The sequence below is a fragment of the Candidatus Protofrankia datiscae genome, from assembly GCF_000177615.2.
GTDB lineage: Bacteria > Actinomycetota > Actinomycetes > Frankiales > Frankiaceae > Protofrankia > Protofrankia coriariae.
On the sequence record NC_015656.1, the window covers coordinates 3111387 to 3135245 of the forward strand.

Genomic DNA, 23859 nt, shown 5'->3' on the forward strand with positions numbered 1-23859 from the left:
CCGCCCTTCGACCCGTCACCGTATTTCTGAACGCCGCCCGACCGGCGGCGGTGTCAAGGATGCCGACACCGTACCCACCGCTCCCGATGGCTGTTGCCACGGCTGGAGCCGTAATATGGCGAACGCAGGCCGCAGGAGGGCGAAAAACCATGCCACCGCACCGTTCACGTCCGCGTTCGCCCACCTCCCGACGGTGTTCGGGACACGCGTGGGGTCGCGCGGCGGCACGAATCAGACAGGCGTGCCAACCGGGTTTCACCGATTGGCAGCAGCATTCACACGACGGTGTGTTGTCTGTTCAGCGGCGGGATTTCGGGTCAGCAGCGTTCGATGGCGGTGGGCCGCCAGTCGGGGAGGTTCGGCAGGTCGGGTTGCGGGCTGGCGAGGAGACGGCCCTGGACGAGGTCGCAGCGCAGCGTCTGGAGCGCGGCGAGCTGTTCGGGTGTTTCCACGCCGTTGGCGACGGCGGTGAGGCCGAGGGTGTGCGCGAGGCCGATGACGGCGGCGACGACGGCGTGCTCGGCAGGGTCCTCGGTCATCCGCGCGACACACCTTTTGTCGATCTTGAGGCCGTCGAGGGGTGCGCGGTGCAGGCAGCTCAGCGACGAGTAGCCGGCACCGAAGTCGTCGACGTACAGGCTGACCCCGCGGGCGCCCAGGTCGCGCAGAGCGGCGGTGACGGCGGGGACGTCGTCGACGAAGGCGCTCTCGGTGATCTCCAGGCCGAGTTCGTAGCGGTCGTCGGCGTTGGTGGCCTCCAGCAGCGCGATGACCTCGGACAGGAAGCGGGGATCGGCGAGCTGACAGGCCGAGACGTCGACGGCGATCCGCGGCGCCACGCCGGCCGGCAGCTTCGACGCCCACCTGCCGGCCGTTCGGCAGGCCATCTCCAGGACGCGGCGGCCGAGCGGAACGATCAGCCCGGTCTCCTCCGCGACGGCCAGGAACGCGTCGGGCTCGAGCAGGCCGCGTTCGGGATGCTGCCACCTCAGCAGGGCCTCCACGCCGGTGAGCTCGCCGGCCATGTTCATCACCGGCTGGTAGAACAGCCGCAGCTCGTCGGTGACGAGCGCACGGCGCAGGTCGTTGCCGGTCCGCGTGCGGCGCCGGACCTGGGCTCGCATGGTCTCGTCGAAAACCATGTGGCAGCTACGGCCCTGCCGTTTGGCGGCGTACATGGCGATGTCCGCGGCGTGCAGGATGTCCTCGGGGTCGGACAGCTCCGGGCCGGAGACGGCGATGCCGACGCTGGCGGTCACAGTGATGGTCCGCTCACACGCCGTCCTGGGGATGGCCAGCGTGCTGACGAGGCGTTTGGCGACCGCCTCGACGCAGGACGCGGACGTGATGTCCTCACACAGGATGGCGAACTCGTCGCCGGAGAACCGGGCGACGGTGTCGCCGGGGCGGGCGGCCCGGCGACACCGTCCCGCCACTTCGCGGAGCAGGTCGTCACCGGCATGATGGCCCAGCGAGTCGTTCACCGTCTTGAAGCCGTCGAGGTCGACGAACAGGACGGCGACCCGACGCGGCCGGTCGCCCCGGGCGCCGGTGAGCGCCTGGTGGAGCCGGTCGAGCAGGGCGGTGCGGTTGGGCAGCCCGGTCAGCCCGTCGTGCAGGGCCCGGTAGCGGGCGTCGGCGGCGCGGGCCCGCTCCACCTCACCGGCCCGCGCGACCACCACCGCGGTCGAGATCTGACCGGCCAGCAGCTCGATGAAGTCACGGTAGTCGTCGTCGGGGGCGAGCCGGTCGTTGACCCCGACGAGCAGCAGGCCGATGGCCAGCCCGTCGCAGCCCTCGGCGAGCGGCGCGGCGATCGCCGAGGCCGGTGGCCCGCAGCCGCTGGCCAGCCGGATCGGGAACCGGTCGGGCAGCCCTCGGACAGGACGCGCCTGGCCGGAGAACAGCGCTTCGGCCAGCTCGGGGAGGGGGGCCTCGGCACCGAGCGCGCCGAGACGGTCGATGTCCCGCGGGTCACCGACCAGGCCGCAGGATGCCGCCGGCCGCAGCACCGGCCGCTGCGCGTCCGGGTCGCGCATCAGCAGGACGCCGTAGGAGACGTCCGCGGGATACCGGCCGAGCACCTCGATGACGCGGGTGCACACCTCCCACGGGTCGTACGAGTCCGCGGTGGCGGTGGCGAGCTCGCGCAGGCAGGCAAGCCGCCGGGTGGCGAACACCTGGCGGGTCGTCTCCCGCCCCGTCGCCATGACACCGGCCACGCCGCCGTCGCCCATGATGTCCCGGACCGGGCTCAGGGAGAGGGTGAAATGGCATTCTTCCAGATATCCGCGGCGGTCGAGCAGGAGGAGCTGGTCGTCCGTGCTGACGGCGGCGCCGCCGGCGAACACCCGTTCGAGCGCCGGGCCCATGATCTCCCAGGTCTCCGGCCAGACCTGCCGAAACGGCCGGCCCAGGGAGCGTGGATGTTTGTGGCCGAGGATCGGCAGGTAGGCGTCATTGTAGATCATGATGAGCTCGGGACCCCACAGGATCGCCTTGGGGAAGGCCGAGTCCAGGCAGATGCCCACTGCCATCCGCAGGGTGGAGTTCCACTCCTCGGCCGGGCCGAGCGCGGTGCCGGCCCAGTCCATGGCCGCTGCCAGCCGTCCCATCACGCCCCGGGTGGCGAACATCTGGCCGTCCGCGCCGCCGGTACCGTCCACGCCGATGCCGTTCAGGCCGGTGTCCAGGCCAGCGCCCAGACCGGTGTCCAGAGCGGTGCCGTCCAGCCCTGCGCTGCTCTGGCGAACGCCGGCCAGAGCGGCGCTGCTCGGGCAGAGACCGTCCGAGCCGGCGGTGTGCGGGCCGACGCCGTCCAGGTTGGCACCGTCTGGGTTGTCCCTGGCAGCATCCACCGTGTCCATGGTGTCTGCCGAGAGCACCGTGTCCATCGGAGCCACGGCGTCCATCGGAACCGTGGCATCCACCGGAACCGTGGCATCCACCGGAACCGTGGCGCCCGGGGCCGGGCCCCGGCCCCGGCCGAGGTGTGGCCGCGCGGTCACCGTGACGCCTCCGGTATTAACGGAATATGGTGGATTCGAGGCTCCTGAACCTCCCCCCGCCGCGCGGCTGGCGCGGATGGGACTGCCGGGCTTGCGGCGTCGCGGGCCGGCACAGACACGCCTGAACTACAATAAGTAACAAATATGCTACCGATAGTCATAGTGTCCTTTGTGTCGAAACTACGGACACCGCGGGGCGTCTGCCTGCTGCGGCACCCGCGAGCCGGCCGTAGTGGGTCCATCGAAGAACCCGACCGGGGCGCCAGCCACCATTCCCGGCCGAGGGTAGTGACGGGAACATCGACATGGCGCAAGCGTGTGTGCTTGGCTAGGCTCTTCGCCTGAAAATCAGGGCGTGTTGCCGAGGCTACTCCTTCTTCTGGCCATCGGCAGTTCCTTCTTCCGGCCCTGGCGGTGCGTCCCGGCCCGTCTCCAGCGGTCCATCCGGCCCCCGCTCCGGGCTGCCGGCCATCGGACGGCCACCAGCCGGCTACCAGGGCGGTGCGGTCCGTTCACGCTTTCGCCGGCTTCGGCCGGTTCGTCCTGGGGATCTGGTTCCCGGCTGTCGAGGCGGGGCCGGTGGCACGATCGGCCTGGTCGTGCTCGCCTCCTGGTAGCCCTCTCCCGGCGGTGGGCGCGGAGCGTCGGGGTGAATCCGGCGTCGTAACGGGTCGTCCTGTGCCTGGCTCTGCCCCCGCCCGGCCGGATAAACCCGCTCCGGGCCCGCTCCGCGCCCGGCCAGCTCGGTTTACCCGGCTCAGACGTGCAGGATCACCGGGAGGTCCGCGCGCCCGCTGACCCGCAGCTTGCGGTAGGCGCGGATGAGGTGCTGCTCGACGGTGCTGACCGTGATGTAGAGCTTCTTGGCAATCTCACGGTTCGTCCGGCCGGAGGCCGCGAGCATCGCGACCTGCAGTTCGGCGGCCGACAGCGTCGCGACGGCCCCGCCGTAACCGGAGGTGTCCTCCCCGCCGCGGTCGGTCAGCCGCAGCCGCAGCGGCTCGGCGCCGCACTCCTGCGCGAGCTGCACGGCCCGACGGGTGATCATTCGGGCCTTGGTCAGCTCACCGGCGCGCCGGTGGGCGTCACTGAGATCCGCCAGCGCATAGGCCAGTTGCAGCCGGTCACCGCGTTCCTGGAGGATGTCAACGGCTGTCAGCAGCACCGCGGGGCGTTCCCGGGGCTCCAGGGTGGCGGCCAGCGCGCGCAGCCCCATCCCGCGCATCCGGGCGCCGCCGGGACGGGTCAGATGCTTCTCGGCGAGCACCCGGCCCTCGGCGGCCCGGCCCAGGCGCGCCAGGGTGAGCGCCGCCTCGACCCGCCACGGCACGAACGACGGCAGGTCGATCTCCCAGGCGGTCATCAGACGCCCGCAGGTCAGCAGGTCGTCGAGCGCGGCGTGCAGCCGTCCGGACGCCAGCCGTTGCTGGCCACGCGCGTAGAGGTACTGCAGGCCGAAACGGGTCTGGAACATCGCGTCCGGGATCGGCGCGGCGACCTGGTCGGCGGTGTGGTCGCCGGCCTGATCATGGGAGTGATCGCAGGACTGGTCGCGAGCCTGGTCGGCGAGGTTGCAGCCGGTGACCGTCAAGGCCATGATCAACGCCGACAGCGGCCGGCCGACGCCGACCCCCCACGTCCACGCGGGGATGAGCGTCAGCGCCTCCCGGGCGTGACGCTGCGCCGCCGGCGCGTCGCCCTGGTGCACCGCGATCTCCGCGCGGATGCCCGAGAGCATCGCCTGCCACGTCGGCGCCCGCCGCAGCGCGGCATCGCGCAGGAGCTGGTCACACCAGGGCGCGGCGATGTCGGCGCGTTCGGCGTAGACCAGCACGAGCAGCGCCCACTCCAGCGAGCCCAGGGTCATGTCGTCGAGAGGGGTGGCCTGCAGCACCCACTCGGCGGTACGGACCGTGTCCTGGTTGGAGCCGGCGCGCAGGACGTCGGTCAGCGTCGTCACGGACGGCAACTGGGGGCCGTCGGTGACGGTTGTGGCCACGCTCGGCTCGGCCGTCTTCGGGCACCAGCCGTCCGCGCCGTCGAACGAAGCGACCCTGGCGGACAGCGGTGGATGGTTCGCCTGCAGGTACTCGCGGATGAGGTCGAGGCCGGCCAGTGACTGCGCGTCGAGCCGGTCGCGCCGTGCCTCCATCTGACGCAGGCCCGCGGTCGCGTCGTCCTCACGGCCGTGCCACAGCAGGAGCCTGACCAGTGGGATGGCGTGCTGGTCCGGCAGTTCCCCGGTGAGCAGTGCCGGGACCAGCGGCTCCACGTGCCGCAACGCCGCCCCGGGGTTGATCCGCCACTCGACGCGGGCCCGCAGCAACGCGACCGTCGCGCGCTGGTCGTCGTCCTGGCAGGCCAGGCCGGCCAGCCGCAGGCACTCCAAGGCGCGCCCTGCCTCGTCGCGACCGAGGGCGGTCACGGCCGCCCGGCACAGGACGTCGAGCCCCCAGGACTCACCGGCGTGCTCCGCCGCGACGAGGTGGACCGCGACATCCTCCGCCGGGGCACCGCTGCTGTACAGCAGCGCGGCGGCACGGCGGTGCAGCGTTGTGCGGGCCGGGCCGTCCAGGTCGGCCAGGACGGCGGCGCGCGCCGCGGCATGCCGGAAACGGCCGGCGCGCAGCACACCGGCGTCCTCAAGGGTGTCGAGGACGCGGGTGGGAATCGGGCCGGCCACCGTCGGGTCGGTGCCGGTCGGACGGGCGCCAGTCGGATAGGTGCCGGTCGGGTCGGTGCCGGTCGGACGGGTACCGGTCGGACGGGCGCCGGTCGGGCCGGTGCCGGCCGGGTCGGCGTCGAGCAGCCGTGGGAGCAGGTCCGCCGAACCGGCCTCCTCCAGCACCGCAAGCCCCCGGGCCACCCGCAGCAATGGCTCGCCGCCGCGGCGCAGGCAGGTCAGCACCGCCTTGCCGAACGCCTCACCGGGGGCCGGTCGGGCCGGCTGCCCCGCCGGCACCCGCGTCGGGGCGGAGGTGGCCGGCAGATCCTCGAGCAGCGCCCGCAGCAGGAGCGGGTTGCCGCCGGTGAGCTCCCACCAGCCCGGCGCAGCCGCACCCGCGGCGGTGGCACCCAGCCGCGGGGTGAGCACCTCGGCCACCCCGCGCACCGACAGCGCGCCGACCCGCAGCCGGTGGCACCGCGGCTGGCGCAGCAGGTCGGTCTGCCAGGCGTTGCGCAGCCGGTCCCCGGCCGGGTCCGCCAGCTCGGTGGCGATCAGCAGCACCCGCTGGGAGCCCAGCCGCCGGCCCAGGTAGATCAGCCCGCGCAGCGAGGCCGTGTCGACGAGGTGGGTGTCGTCGACGGCGAGCACCACCGGGGCGCGCTCGGAGAGCGTTTGCAACGCGGCCCACAGGTCCTGCAACAGGTGGGGGGACGGGTGGTTGGCGGGGGTGGCGTCCCCGGCCGGGCCGTCGGGCAGGCCGGGTGGCATGGCAAAGGCCGTGTCGGGCAGCAGGCCGCGTGCGGCGGGGCCGGCGGGCTCAGCGGGCTCGGCGGGCGTGCCGGTGCCGTCCGGCGGGCCGGCCCGTAGGCCGCCGCGGGAGAGCTGGCGCAGGACCCCGAGCGGGAGATCACGCTCCACGCACCAGCACGGTCGCGCCCGCCCGCGCGGCCCGCGCCATGAAGGTGTGCAGCAGCGCCGTCTTCCCGCTACCCGCTCCCCCGGCGATGACGACCGTCGCGCCCCGGGAGGCGGCACACTCCGCGAACAGCGCATCCAGGCATCGCAGGGCGTCGTCGCGTTCCACCAGGGCGGGAACGAACTCGGTGGAGTGCGCGTCCGGCCATCGCGGCATGATGGCGGACAGAGCTGCGGTACCCATGGTGCTGCGTTTCCTCCGGCTGCGCCGACTTGGCACGCGAGCGACTGCGCTCGTCGCTGACCACTGATCACCGTTGCTGATGTCGTCCGATGGTCCTCAAACTTGGTCCTCAAACTTTCCAACTATTATCACCAAGATAGTGGTTTTGCTCCCCTACCTCGAGATACACCTGTCGGGACATCTCTGCGGAGAGCACGGGCGCCAGGGCCGACAACGCCCTCGACAGCGCCGGTCCGGACATCGACAGGCCGGACATCGCCGCGCCGGGTACCGCCGGACGGCCGTCATCGTGACACCACGCTCAGGCTGCCCGCGGCCGGTGCCGCGCCCGGGGCGGGTCCGGCGTCCGCTGGGCCGGGCGGCGCGGCGCGCCCGCCGACCGGTCGTGGCACGGCGGCCAGCAGCTGCCTGGTGTAGGCGTGCGCGGGCCGGGCGAACACCGTGGTGACGTCACCGGTCTCCACCACCTGGCCGTCCTTCATCACGATGATGCGGTCGCTGGCGTGGTGGATGACCCCCAGGTCGTGGGAGATGAACAGCAGCGCGACCCCCAGGTCGTGCTGCAGCCCGGCGAGCAGGTCGAGGATCTGCGCCTGGATCGACACGTCGAGGGCGGACACCGGCTCGTCGCAGACGATCAGGTCGGGCCCGGGGGCCAGCGCGCGAGCGATCGCCACCCGCTGCCGCTGCCCGCCCGAGAGCTCCAGCGGGCGGCGGCGCAGCACGTCCGCGGGCAGCCCGACCTGGTCGAGCAGTTCCACGACCCGGGCCCGGCGGGCCGCGCCCCTCGGGGCGCTGGCTCTGGCCGGATCGGCGTCCCCTGGGACGCCACCAATGGCTACCGCCTCGCCGATGATGCGCTCGACGCGGTAGCGGGGATCGAACGAGCCCAGCGGATCCTGATAGATCGCCTGAATGCGGCGGCGGCGGGCTCGGCGGGCACGCTCTCGCAGCCCGCTCCACGGCTGCCCGGCGAAGTGGACCGTCCCGGTGTCCGGCTCAAGCTGGCCGAGGACGATACGGGCCACGGTCGTCTTCCCCGAGCCGGACTCGCCGACGACACCCAGCGTCTCGCCGGCATGCAGCCGCAACGACACGTCCCGTACAGCGTCCCGCCAGGTGCCGTCCGGGGAGCGGAAACGCCTGGAGACACCCTCGACCTCCAGCAGCGCCTCGCCGGTGGCTGCCGCGCCCACCCGCGGCCTGGGCGGGATGCCCACCCCGGTCGCGTCACCCGGGGCCGCCGGCCGGGGTGACGCGACCGCGGCACCAAGAGCGGCAGTGGGGACGACGCCGGCGGCACCGGCCGTACCGGAAGTGGCAGCGGCGCCCTCCGTACCAGAAGTGTTCGCCCAGTCCTCCGCCGTTGCCGTGGTGTCCGTTGCCGGCCCCGGGGACGGTGCGCCGAACGACGGCGCCCCGGCGGACAGGGCCCTGGCGGGCGGCACCTCGGCAGCCAGCACCTCGGCAGCCAGCACCTCGGCAGCCAGCACCTCGACGGACAGCACCTCGACGGACAGCGCCTCGAACGGGTGCCAGCACAGCACGTCGTGCCGGTGGTGCGCGCCCGCGGGCACGGCACGGGCCGGCAGGCGTTCGCGGCAGCGGTCGTCCGCCCGCGGGCAGCGGTCCGCGTACGGGCATCCCGCCGGCCCCGGCAGCGGGCCGCGGGAGGCGGCGGGAGCGAGCCGGGTGCCCTTGGTGTGGGTGACGGGCACGGCGTCGAGCAGCGCCCGGGTGTAGGGGTGGCGGGGGTCACCGAGGATCTGTTCGGCCGGGCCGTGTTCGACGATGTGGCCGGCGTACATCACCGCGATGTCGTCGGCGAGCCCGCCGACGACGGCGAGGTCGTGACTGATCAGCAGCAGTGCGGCGCCGTCGATCTTGTGTTGCCGCAGCAGGTCGAGCACCTGCGCCTGCACCGTCACGTCCAGTGCCGTGGTCGGCTCGTCGGCCAGCACCAGGGCGGGGCCGGCGGCTATCGCCGAGGCGATGAGCGCCCGCTGGCGCAGCCCGCCGGAGAGCTCGTGGGGGTACTGCCGGGCGCGCCGGGCCGGCTCGGGCACGCCGACGTCGTCGAGCAGCTTCAGCATCCGGGCGTCGATCTCGGCACGGGGGACGACCCGGTGGGTGCGCAGCACCTCCGCGATCTCGGCGCCGACCGTGCGCAGCGGGTCCAGCGACACCAGCGCGTCCTGGAGCACCAGGCCGATCCGCCGGCCGCGCACGGCCCGCCACCGCGCCTCGGTGAACGCGGCCAGGTCCTCCCCGGCGAAGCGCAGCCGGCGCGCGCCGAGGACGGCGTTCTCACCGGTGAGGCCGACGAGGGTGCGCGCGGTGACGCTCTTGCCCGAGCCGGACTCCCCCACCAGCGCCAGGCAGCGGCCCGCGTCCAGGGTGAACGAGACGTCGCGGACGGCGTGCACCGCCGCGCCGCCGGTGGTGAAGGTGACGTCGAGCCCGTCCACGACCAGCAGGGACTCCGCCAGCGCCGAATCCACCCTGCCCACCCTGCCCACCCTGCCCACCCTGCCCGCCTTGTCTGTTTTGCGCTTCTTACCCTCTTTGCCCTCCTTGCCTGCCAGGCTGGTACTGCCCGCCGGGCTGATGTTGCCCGCCGGGCCGGTCACGACGTCCTCCCCGCGAAGCGCCGCTGGGCGAACCGGCCGACGATGTTGACCGCGACCACCGTCACGGTGATCGCGAGGCCGGGGAACACCCCGATCCACCACGCGGTCGCCAGGAAGGAACGGCCTTCGGAGAGCATCGCTCCCCATTCCGGTGACGGCGGCCCGGCGCCCAGGCCGAGGAAGCTCAGCCCGGACGCGTAGATCACCGATGTGCCGAAGCCGACGGCACCGAGGACCAGCAGCGGGCCGAGGGTGTTCGGTAGAACGTGGCGGGCGACGAGCACCGGCCGGGGCAACCCGAGCCCGACCGCCGCCTCGACATACCCGGAGCGGCGGACCACCAGCGCTTCCGCCCGCACGATCCGGGCGTAGCCGGGCACGAAGGCGATCGCGACCGCGAGCATGACGTTCACCGTCCCCGTGCCGAGCACCGTCACCGCCAGCAGGGCCAGCAGCAGGGCCAGCAGCAGGGCCAGCAGCAGGGCCAGCAGCAGGGACGGCAGCGACAGCAGGACGTCGGCGAACCGCATCAGCACCTGGTCGCCCACCCGGCCGGACAGTGCCGCGGCCAGCCCCAGCACCGTGCCTCCGAGCAGCGCGAACGCCGTGGAGCCGACGCCGACCAGCAGCGAGGTGCGGGCGCCGTGCAGCACCCGGGCGAAGACGTCCCGGCCGAGCTGGTCGGTGCCGAACCAGTGCGCGCCGCTGGGTGAGGCCATCGTCTGGGCGAGGTCGGTCTCGTTCGGGGCCCGGCCGGTGAACAGGCCCGGGGCGATCGCGACCAGCGCGAGCAGGACGAGCAGCGCCCCGGCCAGGGCGACGCCGACGCGCGAGAGCCGTCTGCGCCGCCGCGACCGGTTGGCGGCCCGACCGGCCGCGGTCAGGGCCGGGGCCGGGCCGGTGAGCAGGCCAGGCTGGGTCGTGGTCACCGTCGGTTCACCCCTTCCTCAGTCGCGGGTCGATGGCGAGGTAGGCGAGATCCACCACGGTCGAGATCAGTACGAAGACGAAGGCAGAGATCAACACGACACCGATCACTACCGGCATGTCCTTGTTCGACACCGCCTGCAGGGTCAGCGTCCCGATGCCGGGGCGGGCGAAGACGACCTCGACCAGCACCGCGCCGCCGAGCAGCGTGCCGGTCAGCCAGCCGGTCAGCGTCACCAGCGACACCGCCGCGTGGCGCAGCGCGTGCCGGAAGCGCACCGCCGTGCGGGTCAGCCCGCGGGCCCGGGCGGTGACCACGAACGGCTGGGCCAGCGCCGTCTCCAGGCCCTCGCGCAGCACCTGCGCGAGCACTCCGGCGACCGGCAGCGCCAGGGTGATCGCGGGCAGGACCAGGGAGGCGAAGCCCTCCGCCCCGGCGACCGGGAAGATCGTCAGCCGGAACGAGAAGAACGTGAGCAGAACGATGCCGAGCCAGTACGACGGCGTGGACACCGCCAGTAGTTCCCAGGCGGAGGCCAGCGCGCGCGGCAGCGGCCGCCCGGCCGTCGTCACCGCGGAGAACACCGCGACGGCGACGGCCAGCACGGCCGCTGCCAGGGCGAGCTGGACGGTCGGCCAGAGCTGACTGTCGATCAGCTCGGCCACGGGACGCTGGAGCTGGTAGGACTCACCGAGGTCCCCGCGCAGCAGATGGCCGAGGTAGGAGGCGTACTGCACCACGACGGGTCGGTCGAACCCGAAGTCCTCGCGGATCTGCGCCCGCACCTCGGCGGAGGCGGTGGTGGACGGCCCGAGCAGCACCGCCACCGGGTCGCCCGGGACGAGCTGCAGCGCCGCGAAGGCGAGCGTCGCCGCCCCGAACAGCACCGCCAGCGCCGCCGCGAGCCGTACCGCTATCCCTCTGACCAGGCTCCCCTTGACCAGGCGCCCTCTGGCCGGGCAGGTCACCTCCGGCCGGACCCGCGCTGGCCGGGAGTGACCCGACCGGCCCCGCGTCCGTCACTTCTCGTCCGTCACTTCTTGTCGGTCCAGACGCCGTGGAACAGCGGCCACGAGCTCGCGTCGAAGGCCACCCCGTGCAGCTGCCTGGAGACCCCGACAACCGTGGTGGGGACGTAGACCGGGACCGACGCGGCAAGGTCGATGACCCGCTTCTGGGTCTTGCCGTAGACATCGTCACGAATCTTGGTGTCGAGCGTGGCGGCACCGGCGTTGGTCCACTCGTCCAGCTGCGGGTCGCTGATGAACGAGGCGTTCTGGCCACCGGTGGCCGCCGAGCTGGTGCTGTTGAAGAACAGCCGCAGGATGTCGGGCTCGGGCCGCGCCCAGCTGGAGTCCAGAATGTCGAACTCACCGGCGTAGCCCTTGGTGACGAAGGTGCCGATGTCGAAGGTCGGGCGCTGGAGATCGATACCGATCTTCTTCAGGTCGGCCTGGATCGCCTGGCCGAGAACCACCCGCTGGTCCTTGATGTACTCGGCGGGCATGAGCGGCCAGACGACGGCCAGCCGCTTGCCGTCCTTGGTGCGGTAGCCACCGGCGTCCCGCCCGGTCCAGCCCGCCTCGTCGAGCAGCCGGTTGGACAGTGCCTGGTCGAACGGCCAGGTGTTCTCCAGCGACTTGTCGTAGGACGGGGTGCTGGGCGCCAACGGGCTCCAGGCCCGCTGGTACTGGCCGAAGTACACGGCCTGAACGTCCTTGCCGAGGTCGATGCCGCGCTGGATCGCGGTGCGCACCCGCTGGTCGGTCAGGGGCTCCCGGGTCACGTTGAGGTAGATCTGGTAGTGCCGCCGGCGGCCTGCAGGCGCACCGTGCCCAACTCCTTGTTCGCCTCGACGGTGGCGACGTTGGCCGGCGGGATCGCGCGGGCGCCGTCGACCTGTCCGCTGGTGAGCACACCCACCCTGGTGGAGTCCTCCGGCAGGACGCGGATGGTCAGCGCGTCCAGGTAGGCCGCCCCCTTGTTCGCGGCGCCGTCGGGTGCCCACCTGTAGTTCGGGTTGCGGACGAACTTGACGCTCTGCCCCTTGGTGTACTCGGCCACGGTGAACGGCCCGGTACCGACCTGGGCCGGACCTTCCGTGCATAGTTTGTCCGCATTTTCCTGCAACGTCTTCGGTGAATAGAAACCGAGGTAGGGGGTACTCGCCGCCTGCAGGAACGGCGCCGACGGGGCGGAGAAGCTGATCCTTACGGTGTGCGGGTCGACGACCTCGGTGCCGGTGTAGGTCTTGATGAGCGTCGAGGCGTACCGCGACTTCGTCTTCGGGTCGGCTATGTGGTCGAAGTTGGCCTTCACCGCGTTCGCGTCGAAGGGTGTGCCGTCGGTGAACGTCACGTCGTCGCGGAGCTTGAAGGTGAAGGTCCTGAAGTCGTTGGAGGTCTCCCAGGAGGTGGCCAGCCAGGGGTGGATCTTCTGGTTGGCGTCGAAGAAGAGCAGCGAGTCGACGACGTTGCGCTGGACCTCGGCGGTGATGTCCTGCTGGCTGACGTGGACGTTGTAGCAGACCGGCTCGGTGTCGATGGCGTAGGTCACCGAACCGCCGGCGCTGGGCGCGGCCTCACCGGGACTGGACGATCCCCCGCCGGACGACCCGCAGGCGCCCAGCACGAGCGCCGCGGCGACGGTGACGGTGACGCCGGTGAGGGCGTACGTGGGCCTGACAAAACGCATGGAGCCACTCCGATGTTCTGGGCGGGAGAGAATGCGGCGGGACGGCTGGCATTCCGCGCGGCGGGCCGGTTACGGCGCACGCGGGGCATTTACCGGGACGATGACCTCGTGCTGGGACGACGACTTCGCCGGAAAACGAGGTGGCCACCGGGCCGGCGGCGGCACCGAGCCGCGTGGCCGAACGAAAAAAGACGACCGCGTACGGGTCAGTGTGAACAGGTGGCGCTGGAGACGCGCAACAGGTCGATGTGACGCCGCGACGTCAGACGCGACGTCAGAACAGCCATGCCCCGACTGCCGTGACGATGCCCCCGCGACCTCATGCCGGGGACATTAGCCGAGCCCAAACCCGACCGGCGAAAAAGGTCGATGTGATGCTCGCCATATAGGCGTGTCCAACATCCGCCGTCCTGGCAGACAGCGGTTTCGATAGTTGGTATTCGGATGAATATCGGGGTGCCAGTAGGGGTCGGCTCGGGTTGACTTCAAATCCGGCGCGTGTTAGCCGCGTCCGGCAGAACACGGATGCTGACCCGGTGTTACCGGCCCTGGTGACGCCGGCCCGATGACCGCTGCCGGAATACCGGTACCGGAATGCCCACCGGCCGGACTGCCCCGTGGCCGCACAGATACGCGGCGTGCCGGGCGCGCCGGGTACCGGTGGCGGGAGTACCACAAGTGACGCTCCCGCCCAGGTGGCCCTCCCGCCCACGGAACACCGCTCACGCGGCGGTCCGGGCGGCCGTACCGGACAGGCCGGGGCTGTCCCGGAAAAGAACGGCGCTCCGGGAAGAACAAGACCACGGAAAGAACGAGGCTCCAGGAAACCGTACCGGGGATATCGGCGGCCATACCGGTATCTCGGTACCCGCTGTCCCGTCATCTCGGCGACAGCCCGGCCAGGCGGAGGAAGGGGCACGGGGCCGGTGAACACACCGTCCCGACTGCCACACCGTTCCGACTGCCAGGCAGCGACCGCCGACCATCAACCGCCGACCGCCGAGCGGCGCCACCGGCGGGCCGGCCAGCGGCCAGGGCCGGGGCCGGAGAACCGGGCGGAAAAACGAAGCCGTCCCCGCGGGCCAGCCCAGGAGGACCCGCGGGGACGGCAGCTGGGACAGGTCCGGTCGCGGCCCCGTCACCTTGTGCGGGTTGGTGTCACACGGGCTGGTGCTGGGGGTCGGCCGGCTCGCCCGGGGCGGATGCCGGCTGCCCGGCCGGTTGCGCGGCCGGCTGCCCGGCCGGCCGGGGCGTGCGGGCCAACGCGAGAGCCACCACAGTCCCGGCGGCGCAGATGGCAGCCGACACCCAGCCACCCACCCGCAGCGCGTCCACGACCCCGGTCGCGGTGGCGTCCAGCGATGCCGGCCCGTGCGGACGGGCCGTCACGACCGCGACGATCACGGCCAGCCCCAGCGCGGTGCCGATCTGCTGGAAGGTCGAGGCCAGGGCGTTGGCGACGCCCTGCTCGGCCGGTGCCACCCCGGCGGACGCGGCGACGAACACCGCGGTGAAGGCGACCCCACCGCCGATGCCCCACAGCAGCAGGCCGGGCAGCAGGGCCGGGTACGAGCCGTCCACCGACACCCCGGCGGTGACGACCGCGATACCGACGCCGCCGACGAACAGGCCCGCGGCCATCGTGGTGCGCAGCCCGTAGCGGGTGAGCAGGGTGACGGCCGCCGCGCCGCCCACCATCGAGATCACGGTGAGCGGGAGGAACGCCAGCCCGGCCTGGAGCGGGCTGAAGTCAAGCACGTTCTGCAGGTATGTCGTGAACAGGTAGTACTCGCCGGCGAGGCTGCCGACGAGCAGCAGCACCGCGAGCATCGCGATCACCAGTGTGCGCTGCCGGAACAGTCGCGGCGGGGCCAGCGGATCCCGGGTACGCAGCTCGACCAGGACGAACCCGGCCAGCAGGACCGCCCCGACGATGATCGAGGAGGTGGTGCGGGTGGCCGTCCAGCCGACCTCCGAGCCGGAGGCCAGGCCGAAGACGACAAGCGCCACACCGGCGGTGGCGATCAGCGCGCCGGGCAGGTCGAAGCCCTTCAGGCCGTGCGCCCGCGGCGGGTCCGCGGGCAGCAGGCGCGAGACGCCCAGCAGGGCCACGGCCGTGAGCGGGACGTTGACGAAGAAGACCGACTCCCAGCCGAACCAGTCGGTGAGCAGCCCGCCGAGCAGGGCCCCGGCGGCGAGCCCGCCGCTGGCCGCCACGCTCCACACCGCCAGGGCCTGGGTGCGTTCGGTGCCCTCCTCGTAGATGGTGTTGATGAGCTTGAGGATCGCCGGGAACAGCAGCGCGCCGCCGATTCCCTGCACCGTCCGCGCGGTGACGAGCACGCCGGGTGTCGACGCCAGCCCGCCGGCCAGGGACGACAGGCCGTATACGAAGAGCGCGACGGTGAAGACGCGGCGCGCCCCGAGCCGGTCGGAGGCGCGTCCGCCGAGCAGCAGCAGGCCGCCGAAGGCGACGGCGTAGGCGCTGACCACCCACTGGATCGACTGCGAGGTGAAGCCGAGCTCGACGCCGATGTCGGGCAGCGCGACATAAACGATGTTGTAGTCGACGGCGACGATGAACTGCGCGAACGCCAGCAGCGCGAGGGTGAGCCGGGCGCGCTGATAGGGCAGCCCGGGGGCTGCGGGGACAGTCATGGGGCGAGCCCCTTCCTCTTCTTCGGGTTCTTCGGTTCTTCGGGTTCCTCGAGGCGACGGCTGACACGGGGGACCAGCCCGGACGGACGGCGTGACGTGGGACGGCGCGAGGTACGGCGACGTGGGGCGATGACCGTCCGGGCCAACTGACGCGACAGTACGATGTTCAAAGACTACACGGCTATCAATGTTTGGCCGCAGCGTAGGAGACAAGCGCTGTAAACTGCCAACGGTGGAAGATCGCATGCTTCGGCGCCGTGACCGGCTACGCGCCGAGACGGTCCTCGAGATCAAGGCGATCGCACTGCGCCATATGGCCGACGGTGGCGCGGCAGCGCTGTCGCTGCGGGCGATCGCCCGCGAGATGGGCATGACCGCGGGCGCGCTGTACAGCTACTACGACACCCGCGACGACATGATCACCGCGCTGGTGACCGACATCTACACCTCGGTGGCGCGGCGCCTGGAGGCCGTCCGGGCCGCGGCGCCCGCCGACGATCCCGGCGCCGCCCTGGTCGCGGTGGCGATGGCCTACCGCGAGTGGGCCGTCACCAACCCGCAGGAGTACCAGCTCCTCTACGGCAGCCCCATCCCGGGCTACCGCTTCCCGACCGAGGGCGACGCGTCCTCGGCGGAGCAGCAGGCGTGCGGCGTGCTGCTGCGCCTGGTGGAGACCGCCTGGCCGGGCCTGCGGGAGCGGATGTCCGCGCCCGGGGCGGACCTGGACGGCACGGGCGCTGGCACGGACGACTACGACTGGTCCGACTTCACCCCGCCGTTCGCCGCGCTGGCCCGCGCGGCGGTCCCGGGCCTGCCACCGGCGGCCGTCGCGCTGTCGCTACGGATCTGGGGCCGGCTGCACGGGCTACTGGCACTCGAGATCAACGGGCACCTGCGGCCCCACGTGGCGGACCCGGCGACGCTCTACCGCGCCGAGGTGCGCGAGCTCGCCGCCTGGCTGGGGGGCTCCGGCACAGCGGGAGCCGGCACGGCGGACGCCGGTACCGCGGGGGCCCGCGCCGCCAGCTCGGCGCGGATGGCCGCGATGACCGGCCCGGGGTCCTCGGCCAGATAGAAATGCCCGCCGGGGAAGACCCGCAGGTCGAACCCGGCGATGGTGTGCTCCCGCCAGGCCTGTGCCTCGTCGAGGGTGACCTGTGGGTCGGCGTCGCCGGTGAACACCGTGACCGGGCAGGGGAGCACCGCGCCCGGCTCCGACCGGTAGGTCTCGACCGCGGTGTAGTCGGCGCGGATCGCCGGCAGGATCATCCGCAGGATCTCCTCGTCGCCGAGCAGCCGGGGGTCGGTGCCGGCGAGCTGGCGCAGCTCGGCGACGATGCCGGCGTCGTCCCGGCCGTGGACATCCTGCCTCTGGCGGTACCTCGACGGCGCGCGGCGGCCGGAGGCGATCAGGCGCACCGGGCCGTCCTGCCCGCGGGCCCGCAGACGCAGGGCGACCTCGAAGGCCACGACGGCGCCCATGCTGTGCCCGAAGAACGTCAGCGGCTCGCCGGCCCACGGCCGCAGGGCCGTGGCGATCCCCTCGGCGAGCCCGGCGATGCTGGTGACCGCCGGCTCGCCGAGGCGATCCTGGCGGCCGGGGTACTGGACGGCGAGCACGTCGACGCCGCGCCGGCCCGGGCCGGCCGGCGCGGACAGCTCCTGGGACAGCGGGAAGAAAAAGGGCGCCGAGCCGCCCGCGTGCGGGAAGCAGACCAGCCGCCTGGCGGGATCCGCCACCGGATGAAACCGCCGTATCCACAGATCGGCACCGGTACCGCTGCCAGTACCGTCGCCTGCGCTCACCCCGGGTCGCGTCATGACGGCTGGTGTCCTTTCCTGCCGGCGGCCAGCCGGGCCGGCGGATGACGCCCGAAAATACCCGGCCTGGTTTCCGTCATCCCTATCAGGGCTGCCATCGGGAAGCAAGACCGGCATCCGAGGAAAAGCCTCACAGAGGCCAACGTTTTATTCTCCGGGGCAGCTGGCACATAATATGGGCCGCACATCCCGTGTGAGCTGTACCACAATGACGGTAAGGGTCGACTAGGGGTATCGATAGGGGTTATCGCCGCGCGCTTTTCTGCGGACCATCTACATACTGGCCCTCCTGACGGACCGGTGGGTACCCAAGTACGGTTCGTCGCACGCCCGTAGGGCGGGCGCGGCCGGCAGCAGGCCGTGTCCGGACGCCCCGGTCAGGTGTGCGTGGACGGGACGAACGCGGAACACGTAGGCGCGGACGAAGACGAAAGGGTGTGATACAGCGTGCTACCGCACCGCTCCAGCCGCCCCCGCGCCGCACGCTGTCCCCACCACGGTCTCCCCTGCGCCGAGCGTTGTTGTCGCCTCGGGAACCCGCAACCGCGCTGACAGTCCCGGTGCCCGGGGCCGGCCTGACCGCGCGGCGGGGCAGGGCCGGCTGACCGCGCGGCCGGCCCGCCCGCCGCTCGAACGGCCCCCCGCCGTCACCCGTTCATCGAGATCCACACCATGCGGCTCGTCCCCGAGCCCCTCCGCGGTCCCCGGCAGCCACACCAGATCTTCCCGAAATCCGGGTCCCGGCACCGCGCGAAACAACGAACGCGATCGCGCCGCCTTCGGCCAGCGCGGCCAGCCGCCACCCCGGCATCCGGCCGCGCCGGCCGTTTACGAGAGGAAATGGACACCCAAGATGTCGCATGCCGAGACGCCGTCCGACATCGCCGTCGTCGGGCTGGCCGCCCGACTGCCCCAGGCGGTCGGGCCCGGGGAGTTCTGGCAACTGCTGGAGAATGCGCGCAGCGCCGTCACGGATGTTCCCGCCGGCCGCTGGGAGGGAATCCCGGACGATATCCGCCCGCTGCGCGGCGGTTTTCTCGACGGCGTCGCGGACTTCGACCCGGAGTTCTTCGGCATCTCGCCGCGCGAGGCGGACGCGATGGATCCGCAGCAGCGTCTCGTGCTCGAGCTCGGCTGGGAGGCGCTGGAGGACGCCCGCGTCGTCCCGGCCGCGCTGGCGGACACCCGCACCGGCGTCTTCGTGGGCGCCATCGCCAGCGACTACGCCGGGCTGGTCCACCGTTACGGTCTGAACGCCGTCACCCGGCACACTCTGACCGGGCTGGCCCGCGGCATCATCGCCAACCGGCTGTCCTACCTGCTGGGCCTGCGCGGCCCGAGCCTGACGGTGGACACCGCCCAGTCGTCGTCGCTGGTGGCGGTGCACCTGGCCTGCGAGAGCCTGCGCTCGGGCGAGTCGGAGCTGGCGCTGGCCGCCGGCGTCCACCTCAATCTCACCGCCGAGACGGCTGTCAGCGCGCAGCGCTTCGGCGGGCTGTCCCCGGACGGGCAGTGCTTCACCTTCGACGCGCGGGCGAACGGCTTCGTGCACGGCGAGGGCGGCGCGGTCGTCGTGCTCAAGCCGCTCGCGGCCGCGCTCGCCGACGGCGACCGGATCCACGCGGTGATCCGCGGCAGCGCGGTCAACAGCGGCGGCGCCACGGCGGGCCTGACCGTCCCGAGCGCACAGGCCCAGCGGGACGTGGTGCGCGCGGCGGCCAGCCGCGCCGGCGTCGACCCGCGCGACGTGCGCTACGTCGAGCTGCACGGCACCGCCACCGCGGTCGGGGACCCGATCGAGGCGTCCGCGCTGGGCGCCGCCTACGGTGTCGGCCGGCCCGCCGACGACCCCCTGCTGGTCGGGTCGGTGAAGACGAACATCGGCCATCTCGAGGGCGCCGGGGGGATCATCGGCCTGGTCAAGACGGTCCTCGCGATCACGCACCGGGTGCTCCCGCCGAGCCTGAACTTCGTCACGCCCAACCCCCGGATCCCGTTCGAGGAACTGCGGCTGCGCGTGGTGACCGCCCGGCGGCCCTGGCCGCACGACGACCGGCCGCTGCTGGCCGGGGTGAGCTCGTGGGGAGTCGGCGGGACGAACTGCCACGTCGTGCTGGGCGAGGCGCCCAGCGCACGGCCCACGGCGGCCGGGGCGGCCGGGGCAGCTGGGGCAGCTGGAGCGGCCGGAGGATCCGGGGCGGCCGAAGCCTCGTCGGTCCCGCCGGCGCGCGCCGGCGGCGATCGTGAGCCCGCGGCACACGCCGACGGTGGCCGTGAGCCCGCGGTACGCGGCGTCGTGCCGTGGGTGCTGTCCGGGCGTGGCGTGGACGCGGTGGACACCCAGGCCGGCCGTCTGCTGGCGCTGCTCACCGACCCCCCCGCCGGCGGCACCGGCAGCAGCGTTGAGAACGCTGAAAGCGGAGACGGCGGCGCCGACGGTAACAGCACCGGCGGCGGGGGCGATCCCGCGGACATCGCGCTGTCGCTGGCGACGACCCGGGCACGTTTCGAGGACCGGGCGGTGGTGATCGGCGCCGACCGGGCCGAGCTGTCCGTCGGGCTGCGCGCGCTCGTCGCCGTCGAACCGGCCGCGGGCGTGGTGCGCGGGTCGGTGGGTGAGCGCGGCAGGACCGTCTTCGTCTTCCCCGGCCAGGGCTCCCAGTGGGCCGGCATGGCCGCGGAGCTGCTGGACACCTCCCCGGTGTTCGCCCGCTCGATCGAGGCGTGCGCGGCGGCTCTCACACCCCATGTCGACTGGTCGCTGCCGGACGTCCTGCGTGACGCCCCGGGCGCCCCGTCGCTGGAGCGGGTCGACGTGGTGCAGCCGGCGCTGTTCGCGGTGATGGTCTCCCTCGCCGCGGTGTGGCGGGCCTTCGGTGTCGAGCCCGACGCGGTGATCGGCAGCTCCCAGGGTGAGATCGCCGCGGCGCACGTGGCGGGCGCGCTCACCCTGGAACAGGCCGCGGCCGTGGTGGCGCTGCGCAGCCGCGCCCTGGTCGATATCACCGGCCGCGGCGGGCTGGTGTCGGTCCCGCTGCCCGCGGCCGAGGTCGCCACGCTGCTCACGCCGTGGGCCGACCGCGCGGGCATCGGCGTGATCAACGGTCCGGACGCCACGGTCGTCTCCGGCGAGACCGGCGCCCTCGACGAGTTCGTGGCGACACTGACCGCGGCCGGTGTCGACGTCCGCCGGATCCCGGTGGAATACGCCTCGCACTCGCCGCAGGTCATCCCGGTGCGCGAGCGGCTGCTCGAACTGCTCGACGGCATCACCCCGGTGGCGGCAGACGTCGCGTTCTACTCGACCGTCACCGCTGGCAGGCTGCCCACCACCGAGCTGACCCCCGCCTACTGGTACCGCAACCTGCGGGAGACCGTGGACGTCGACCGGGCGGTGCGGGCGGCGCTCGCGGCCGGGCACGGCACGTTCGTCGAGATGACACCGCACCCGGTCCTCACCGGCGCGATCCAGCGGATCGCGGCGGACGCCGGCCCCGGGCACGCCGACACCCTCGTCACGGGCACGCTGCGCCGCCACGACGGGGGCCCCCGCCGGCTGCTGGCGTCGCTGGCCGAGGCGTACGTGCGCGGGGTCGACGTCGACTGGGCCGCGGCGATCGACCCGGCGGCGCGCGTGACGGACCTGCCCACCTATCCGTTCCAGCGGCGGCGGTTCTGGCTCGGGGGCGCGGCGGCCCGCCCGGCGCCGCCCACGGCGACACCGGCCACCGATCTACCTGATGTATCCATACCGGCGCAGATCTTTCCGGATCATGATACGGCGACCCACGGCACGGACGTGGCGGTACCCGCAGCGCCAAGAACGTCGTCCCCCGCCGGCCCGTCGCGGCTGGCCCGCCGGCTCGACGGGCTCACCCCACGGGAACGCGACGCCGTCTTGCTCGACCTCGTCCGCGCGGCGGTGGGCACCGTGCTCGGCCACACCGACCCGGCCGCGGTGAGCACCGGGCGCACGTTCAAGAATCTCGGCCTGGACTCGATCGCGGCGGTGCAGTTCCGCGGCCTGCTCGCGGCCACCACCGGGCTCCCGCTGACGCCCACACTGACCTTCGACCATCCGACACCCGCCGCGCTACGAGATCATCGACGTCCCCGGTGACCACTTCACCATCCTTGAGGAGGACACCGGGACGACCGCCGCCGCGGTGGCCAAGTGGCTGGCGTCGCTTGCCCAGGCGACCTGACCGGCCCATGAGCGGATCCAGCCCGCGCGCCGGGGCCCGGCCCGCGCGTCCCACACCGCGCGTCAGCCGGGCACCGGACGGGCATCAGCCAGGCAGCGCGCGGCACCGGCCGGGCATCGGGACCGGCCTCGCGGCGGACACCCCGGACGGCCCACCCGGCGGACCAGAAGCAGCGTGATCATTTTTCGCGCCGCCGACGGCCCCGGGTCACCAGTAGACAACCAACAGAGGGGACAAGCATGACACTTCCGGCAGTCGTCGTGACCGGCGCCGCCGCCGGGATCGGCCGGGCGACCGTGGAGCTGTTCGCCGAACGAGGCTACGGTGTCGTCGCCGTGGACCCCGACACGGCCGGCCTCGCCGAGCTCGAGGGCATCAAGAACGTCGTGACGCTCGAGGGCGACGTCTCCACCGAGAAAGCGAACGTCGAGGCGGTGCGGCTGGCCCTCGAGCACTTCGACCGCCTCGACGCCGCTGTCCTCAACGCCGGCATCGGCGGCGCGCCGCCGATCGAGGCTCCCGGGGCGATCGAACAGCTCGACCGGGTCCACGCGGTCAACGTGCGCGGCGCGGCGCTCGGCATCCGGGCCGCCGCTCCGGCGCTGCGGGCCGCCGGCGGCGGCGCCATCGTCGTGACGGCCTCCGGCGCCGGGCTGCGCGGCGACCCCTACACCTGGGCGTACAACGCCACCAAGGCGGCGGCGATCAACCTGGTGCGGTCGGCCGCGCTCGACTACGGCTACCAGGGCATCCGGATCAACGCGATCGCACCGGGCATCACCCTCACCCCGCGCACGGCGCCGGTGAAGCACGATCCCCGGCTGTTCGCGAACATCAACCGGCGGATCCCGCTGCGCCGGTGGGGCGACCCGCGCGAGCAGGCCCAGGTGATCTGGTTCCTCGCGACCCCCGAGTCCTCCTACATCACCGGCGCGGTGATCCCCAGCGACGGCGGCCTCAGCGCGAGTAACGGCTTCCTGCTGCCGCCGACGTACGACGGCGAGCCGATGCAGTGACACCGGCGCGGCAGCGCCCGACGCACGACATTCACGCGAGAAAACGGCATGTATGAAAGGGAACGATTTATGACCACCACCGACCAGCACGCCGGGACGGCGACGGCCGTCGCGGCGGACAGCCCGGACAGGCTCCAGGCGAACAAGACGATCGCCCGACGCCTGTACGAGGAGATCGTCAACGAGGGCCGGCTGGAGCTGCTCGACGACTTCCTCGCCGAGGACGCCAGCCGGAGCACCGGCAGTGGCACGTTCGGCCGCGACAGCTTCGCCAGCCACGTCACCGACCTGCGGCACAACGTCACCGACCTGAAGACCACCGTCACCGACATCGTGGCCGAGGGTGACTGGGTCGTGGTCTTCTGGCGCATCCAGGGCGTCCACTCCGGCGAGGTCTGGGGTGTGCCCGGCACCGGGAACGCCATCGACGGCACCAGCATCAGCCTGATCACGTTCCATGACGGCAAGGTCGTCGACTACGTCGTCACCCCGGACCGGCTCACCATCCTCCAGCAGCTCGGCGCGATCCCGGCATGAGCCGCAAACTGTCGGCCGCCGACGTCGCCGAGATCCACCAGACCATCGCGCTGATCGCGCACGTGTACGACAGCCGCGAGCTCGACGCCCTGCCCCTGATCTTCACCGACGACGTCGAGATCGAACTCGGCTACGGCGAGGGCGTCCACCTGCGCGGGATCGACGCCGCCCGGGAGCTGTTCGACCAGCGGCAGCCGGACGGGGCGGACCACCAGACGGTGAACACGCTGATCCTGACCGACGCGGACGGGACCGTGCGGACCCACAGCCGCTACATCGCGCTGCGGTCGGACGGGACGACCACCAACGGCGACTACCTGAGCGTCGTCGTACACACCGAGCGGGGCTGGCGGATCGCGTACTTCCGCAGCGTGCTGCGCTACCCCCTCGAGCCTGAGGCCGGCCCCCGGCCGACGGCGGTCACGGACGAGTGGCGGCCGACCGCCGACCGCCTCCCGGTGATCGTCGACTGATCTTCGCAGATCCCGTCCAGCACGCTCCGCGCGGCCGGGCCCGGCCCCGGCGGCGAGCCGCC

Annotated in this window: 15 protein-coding genes and 1 pseudogene; 5 read left to right on the top strand and 11 right to left on the bottom strand. The window is 72.7% G+C overall.

Annotation, left to right across the window (positions count from 1 at the left end; all coding sequences use genetic code 11):
* Positions 1-317: 317 nt before the first annotated feature.
* From FSYMDG_RS23185 to FSYMDG_RS12960, 10 genes are all read right to left on the bottom strand, one after another.
* On the bottom strand, positions 318-2912 hold the full coding sequence (locus FSYMDG_RS23185; RefSeq protein WP_131796230.1) for a putative bifunctional diguanylate cyclase/phosphodiesterase: 2595 nt from the start codon (positions 2910-2912) through the stop codon (positions 318-320).
* A gap of 853 nt (positions 2913-3765) precedes the next feature.
* Complete coding sequence (locus FSYMDG_RS12930; protein ID WP_013873895.1) at positions 3766-6594, bottom strand: helix-turn-helix domain-containing protein; 2829 nt, start codon at positions 6592-6594, stop codon at positions 3766-3768.
* Complete coding sequence (locus tag FSYMDG_RS12935; RefSeq protein WP_013873896.1) at positions 6584-6835, bottom strand: ATP-binding protein; 252 nt, start codon at positions 6833-6835, stop codon at positions 6584-6586. The genes FSYMDG_RS12930 and FSYMDG_RS12935 overlap by 11 nt, the downstream gene beginning before the upstream one ends.
* 284 nt (positions 6836-7119) lie before the next feature.
* Positions 7120-9465 (bottom strand): dipeptide ABC transporter ATP-binding protein, encoded by a 2346-nt coding sequence (locus tag FSYMDG_RS24575; RefSeq protein WP_013873897.1) that lies wholly within the window; start codon positions 9463-9465, stop codon positions 7120-7122.
* The gene (locus tag FSYMDG_RS12945; RefSeq protein WP_013873898.1) at positions 9462-10394 is read right to left on the bottom strand and encodes an ABC transporter permease; all 933 of its coding nucleotides are present in this window, start codon (positions 10392-10394) and stop codon (positions 9462-9464) included. The genes FSYMDG_RS24575 and FSYMDG_RS12945 overlap by 4 nt, the downstream gene beginning before the upstream one ends.
* Positions 10395-10401: 7 nt before the next feature.
* The gene (locus FSYMDG_RS12950) at positions 10402-11361 is read right to left on the bottom strand and encodes an ABC transporter permease (protein ID WP_013873899.1); all 960 of its coding nucleotides are present in this window, start codon (positions 11359-11361) and stop codon (positions 10402-10404) included.
* A 65-nt stretch (positions 11362-11426) separates the two neighbouring features.
* Complete coding sequence (locus FSYMDG_RS29230) at positions 11427-12179, bottom strand: ABC transporter substrate-binding protein (protein ID WP_258165197.1); 753 nt, start codon at positions 12177-12179, stop codon at positions 11427-11429.
* Positions 12176-13087, bottom strand: coding sequence for an ABC transporter substrate-binding protein (locus FSYMDG_RS29235; protein WP_258165198.1), 912 nt, complete (start codon positions 13085-13087; stop codon positions 12176-12178). The genes FSYMDG_RS29230 and FSYMDG_RS29235 overlap by 4 nt, the downstream gene beginning before the upstream one ends.
* A gap of 206 nt (positions 13088-13293) precedes the next feature.
* Positions 13294-13410, bottom strand: coding sequence for a putative leader peptide (locus FSYMDG_RS30095; RefSeq protein WP_431307087.1), 117 nt, complete (start codon positions 13408-13410; stop codon positions 13294-13296).
* Between the two features lie 835 nt (positions 13411-14245).
* Positions 14246-15745: an MFS transporter gene (locus tag FSYMDG_RS12960; protein WP_013873900.1), complete on the bottom strand. Its 1500-nt coding sequence runs from the start codon at positions 15743-15745 to the stop codon at positions 14246-14248.
* Positions 15746-16058: 313 nt separating this feature from the next.
* On the opposite strand from FSYMDG_RS12960, the pseudogene FSYMDG_RS28515 reads away from it, so the two are divergent.
* Positions 16059-16634: pseudogene (locus tag FSYMDG_RS28515) on the top strand (TetR/AcrR family transcriptional regulator); the annotation flags it as partial.
* 35 nt (positions 16635-16669) lie between these two features.
* On the opposite strand, the gene FSYMDG_RS12970 reads toward FSYMDG_RS28515, so the two are convergent.
* Entirely contained in the window at positions 16670-17566 is an 897-nt protein-coding gene (locus tag FSYMDG_RS12970; protein WP_013873902.1) for a thioesterase II family protein, read from the bottom strand.
* Positions 17567-18419: 853 nt separating this feature from the next.
* Between FSYMDG_RS12970 and FSYMDG_RS12975 the strand changes: the two genes are divergently transcribed.
* From FSYMDG_RS12975 to FSYMDG_RS12990, 4 genes are all read left to right on the top strand, one after another.
* Positions 18420-21686, top strand: coding sequence for a type I polyketide synthase (locus FSYMDG_RS12975; protein WP_013873903.1), 3267 nt, complete (start codon positions 18420-18422; stop codon positions 21684-21686).
* Positions 21687-22010: 324 nt separating this feature from the next.
* Positions 22011-22787: an SDR family NAD(P)-dependent oxidoreductase gene (locus FSYMDG_RS12980; RefSeq protein WP_013873904.1), complete on the top strand. Its 777-nt coding sequence runs from the start codon at positions 22011-22013 to the stop codon at positions 22785-22787.
* 69 nt (positions 22788-22856) lie between these two features.
* The gene (locus tag FSYMDG_RS12985) at positions 22857-23324 is read left to right on the top strand and encodes an ester cyclase (protein WP_013873905.1); all 468 of its coding nucleotides are present in this window, start codon (positions 22857-22859) and stop codon (positions 23322-23324) included.
* On the top strand, positions 23321-23797 hold the full coding sequence (locus FSYMDG_RS12990; RefSeq protein WP_013873906.1) for a nuclear transport factor 2 family protein: 477 nt from the start codon (positions 23321-23323) through the stop codon (positions 23795-23797). Before FSYMDG_RS12985 ends, FSYMDG_RS12990 begins: the two co-directional genes overlap by 4 nt.
* Positions 23798-23859 lie beyond the last annotated feature (62 nt).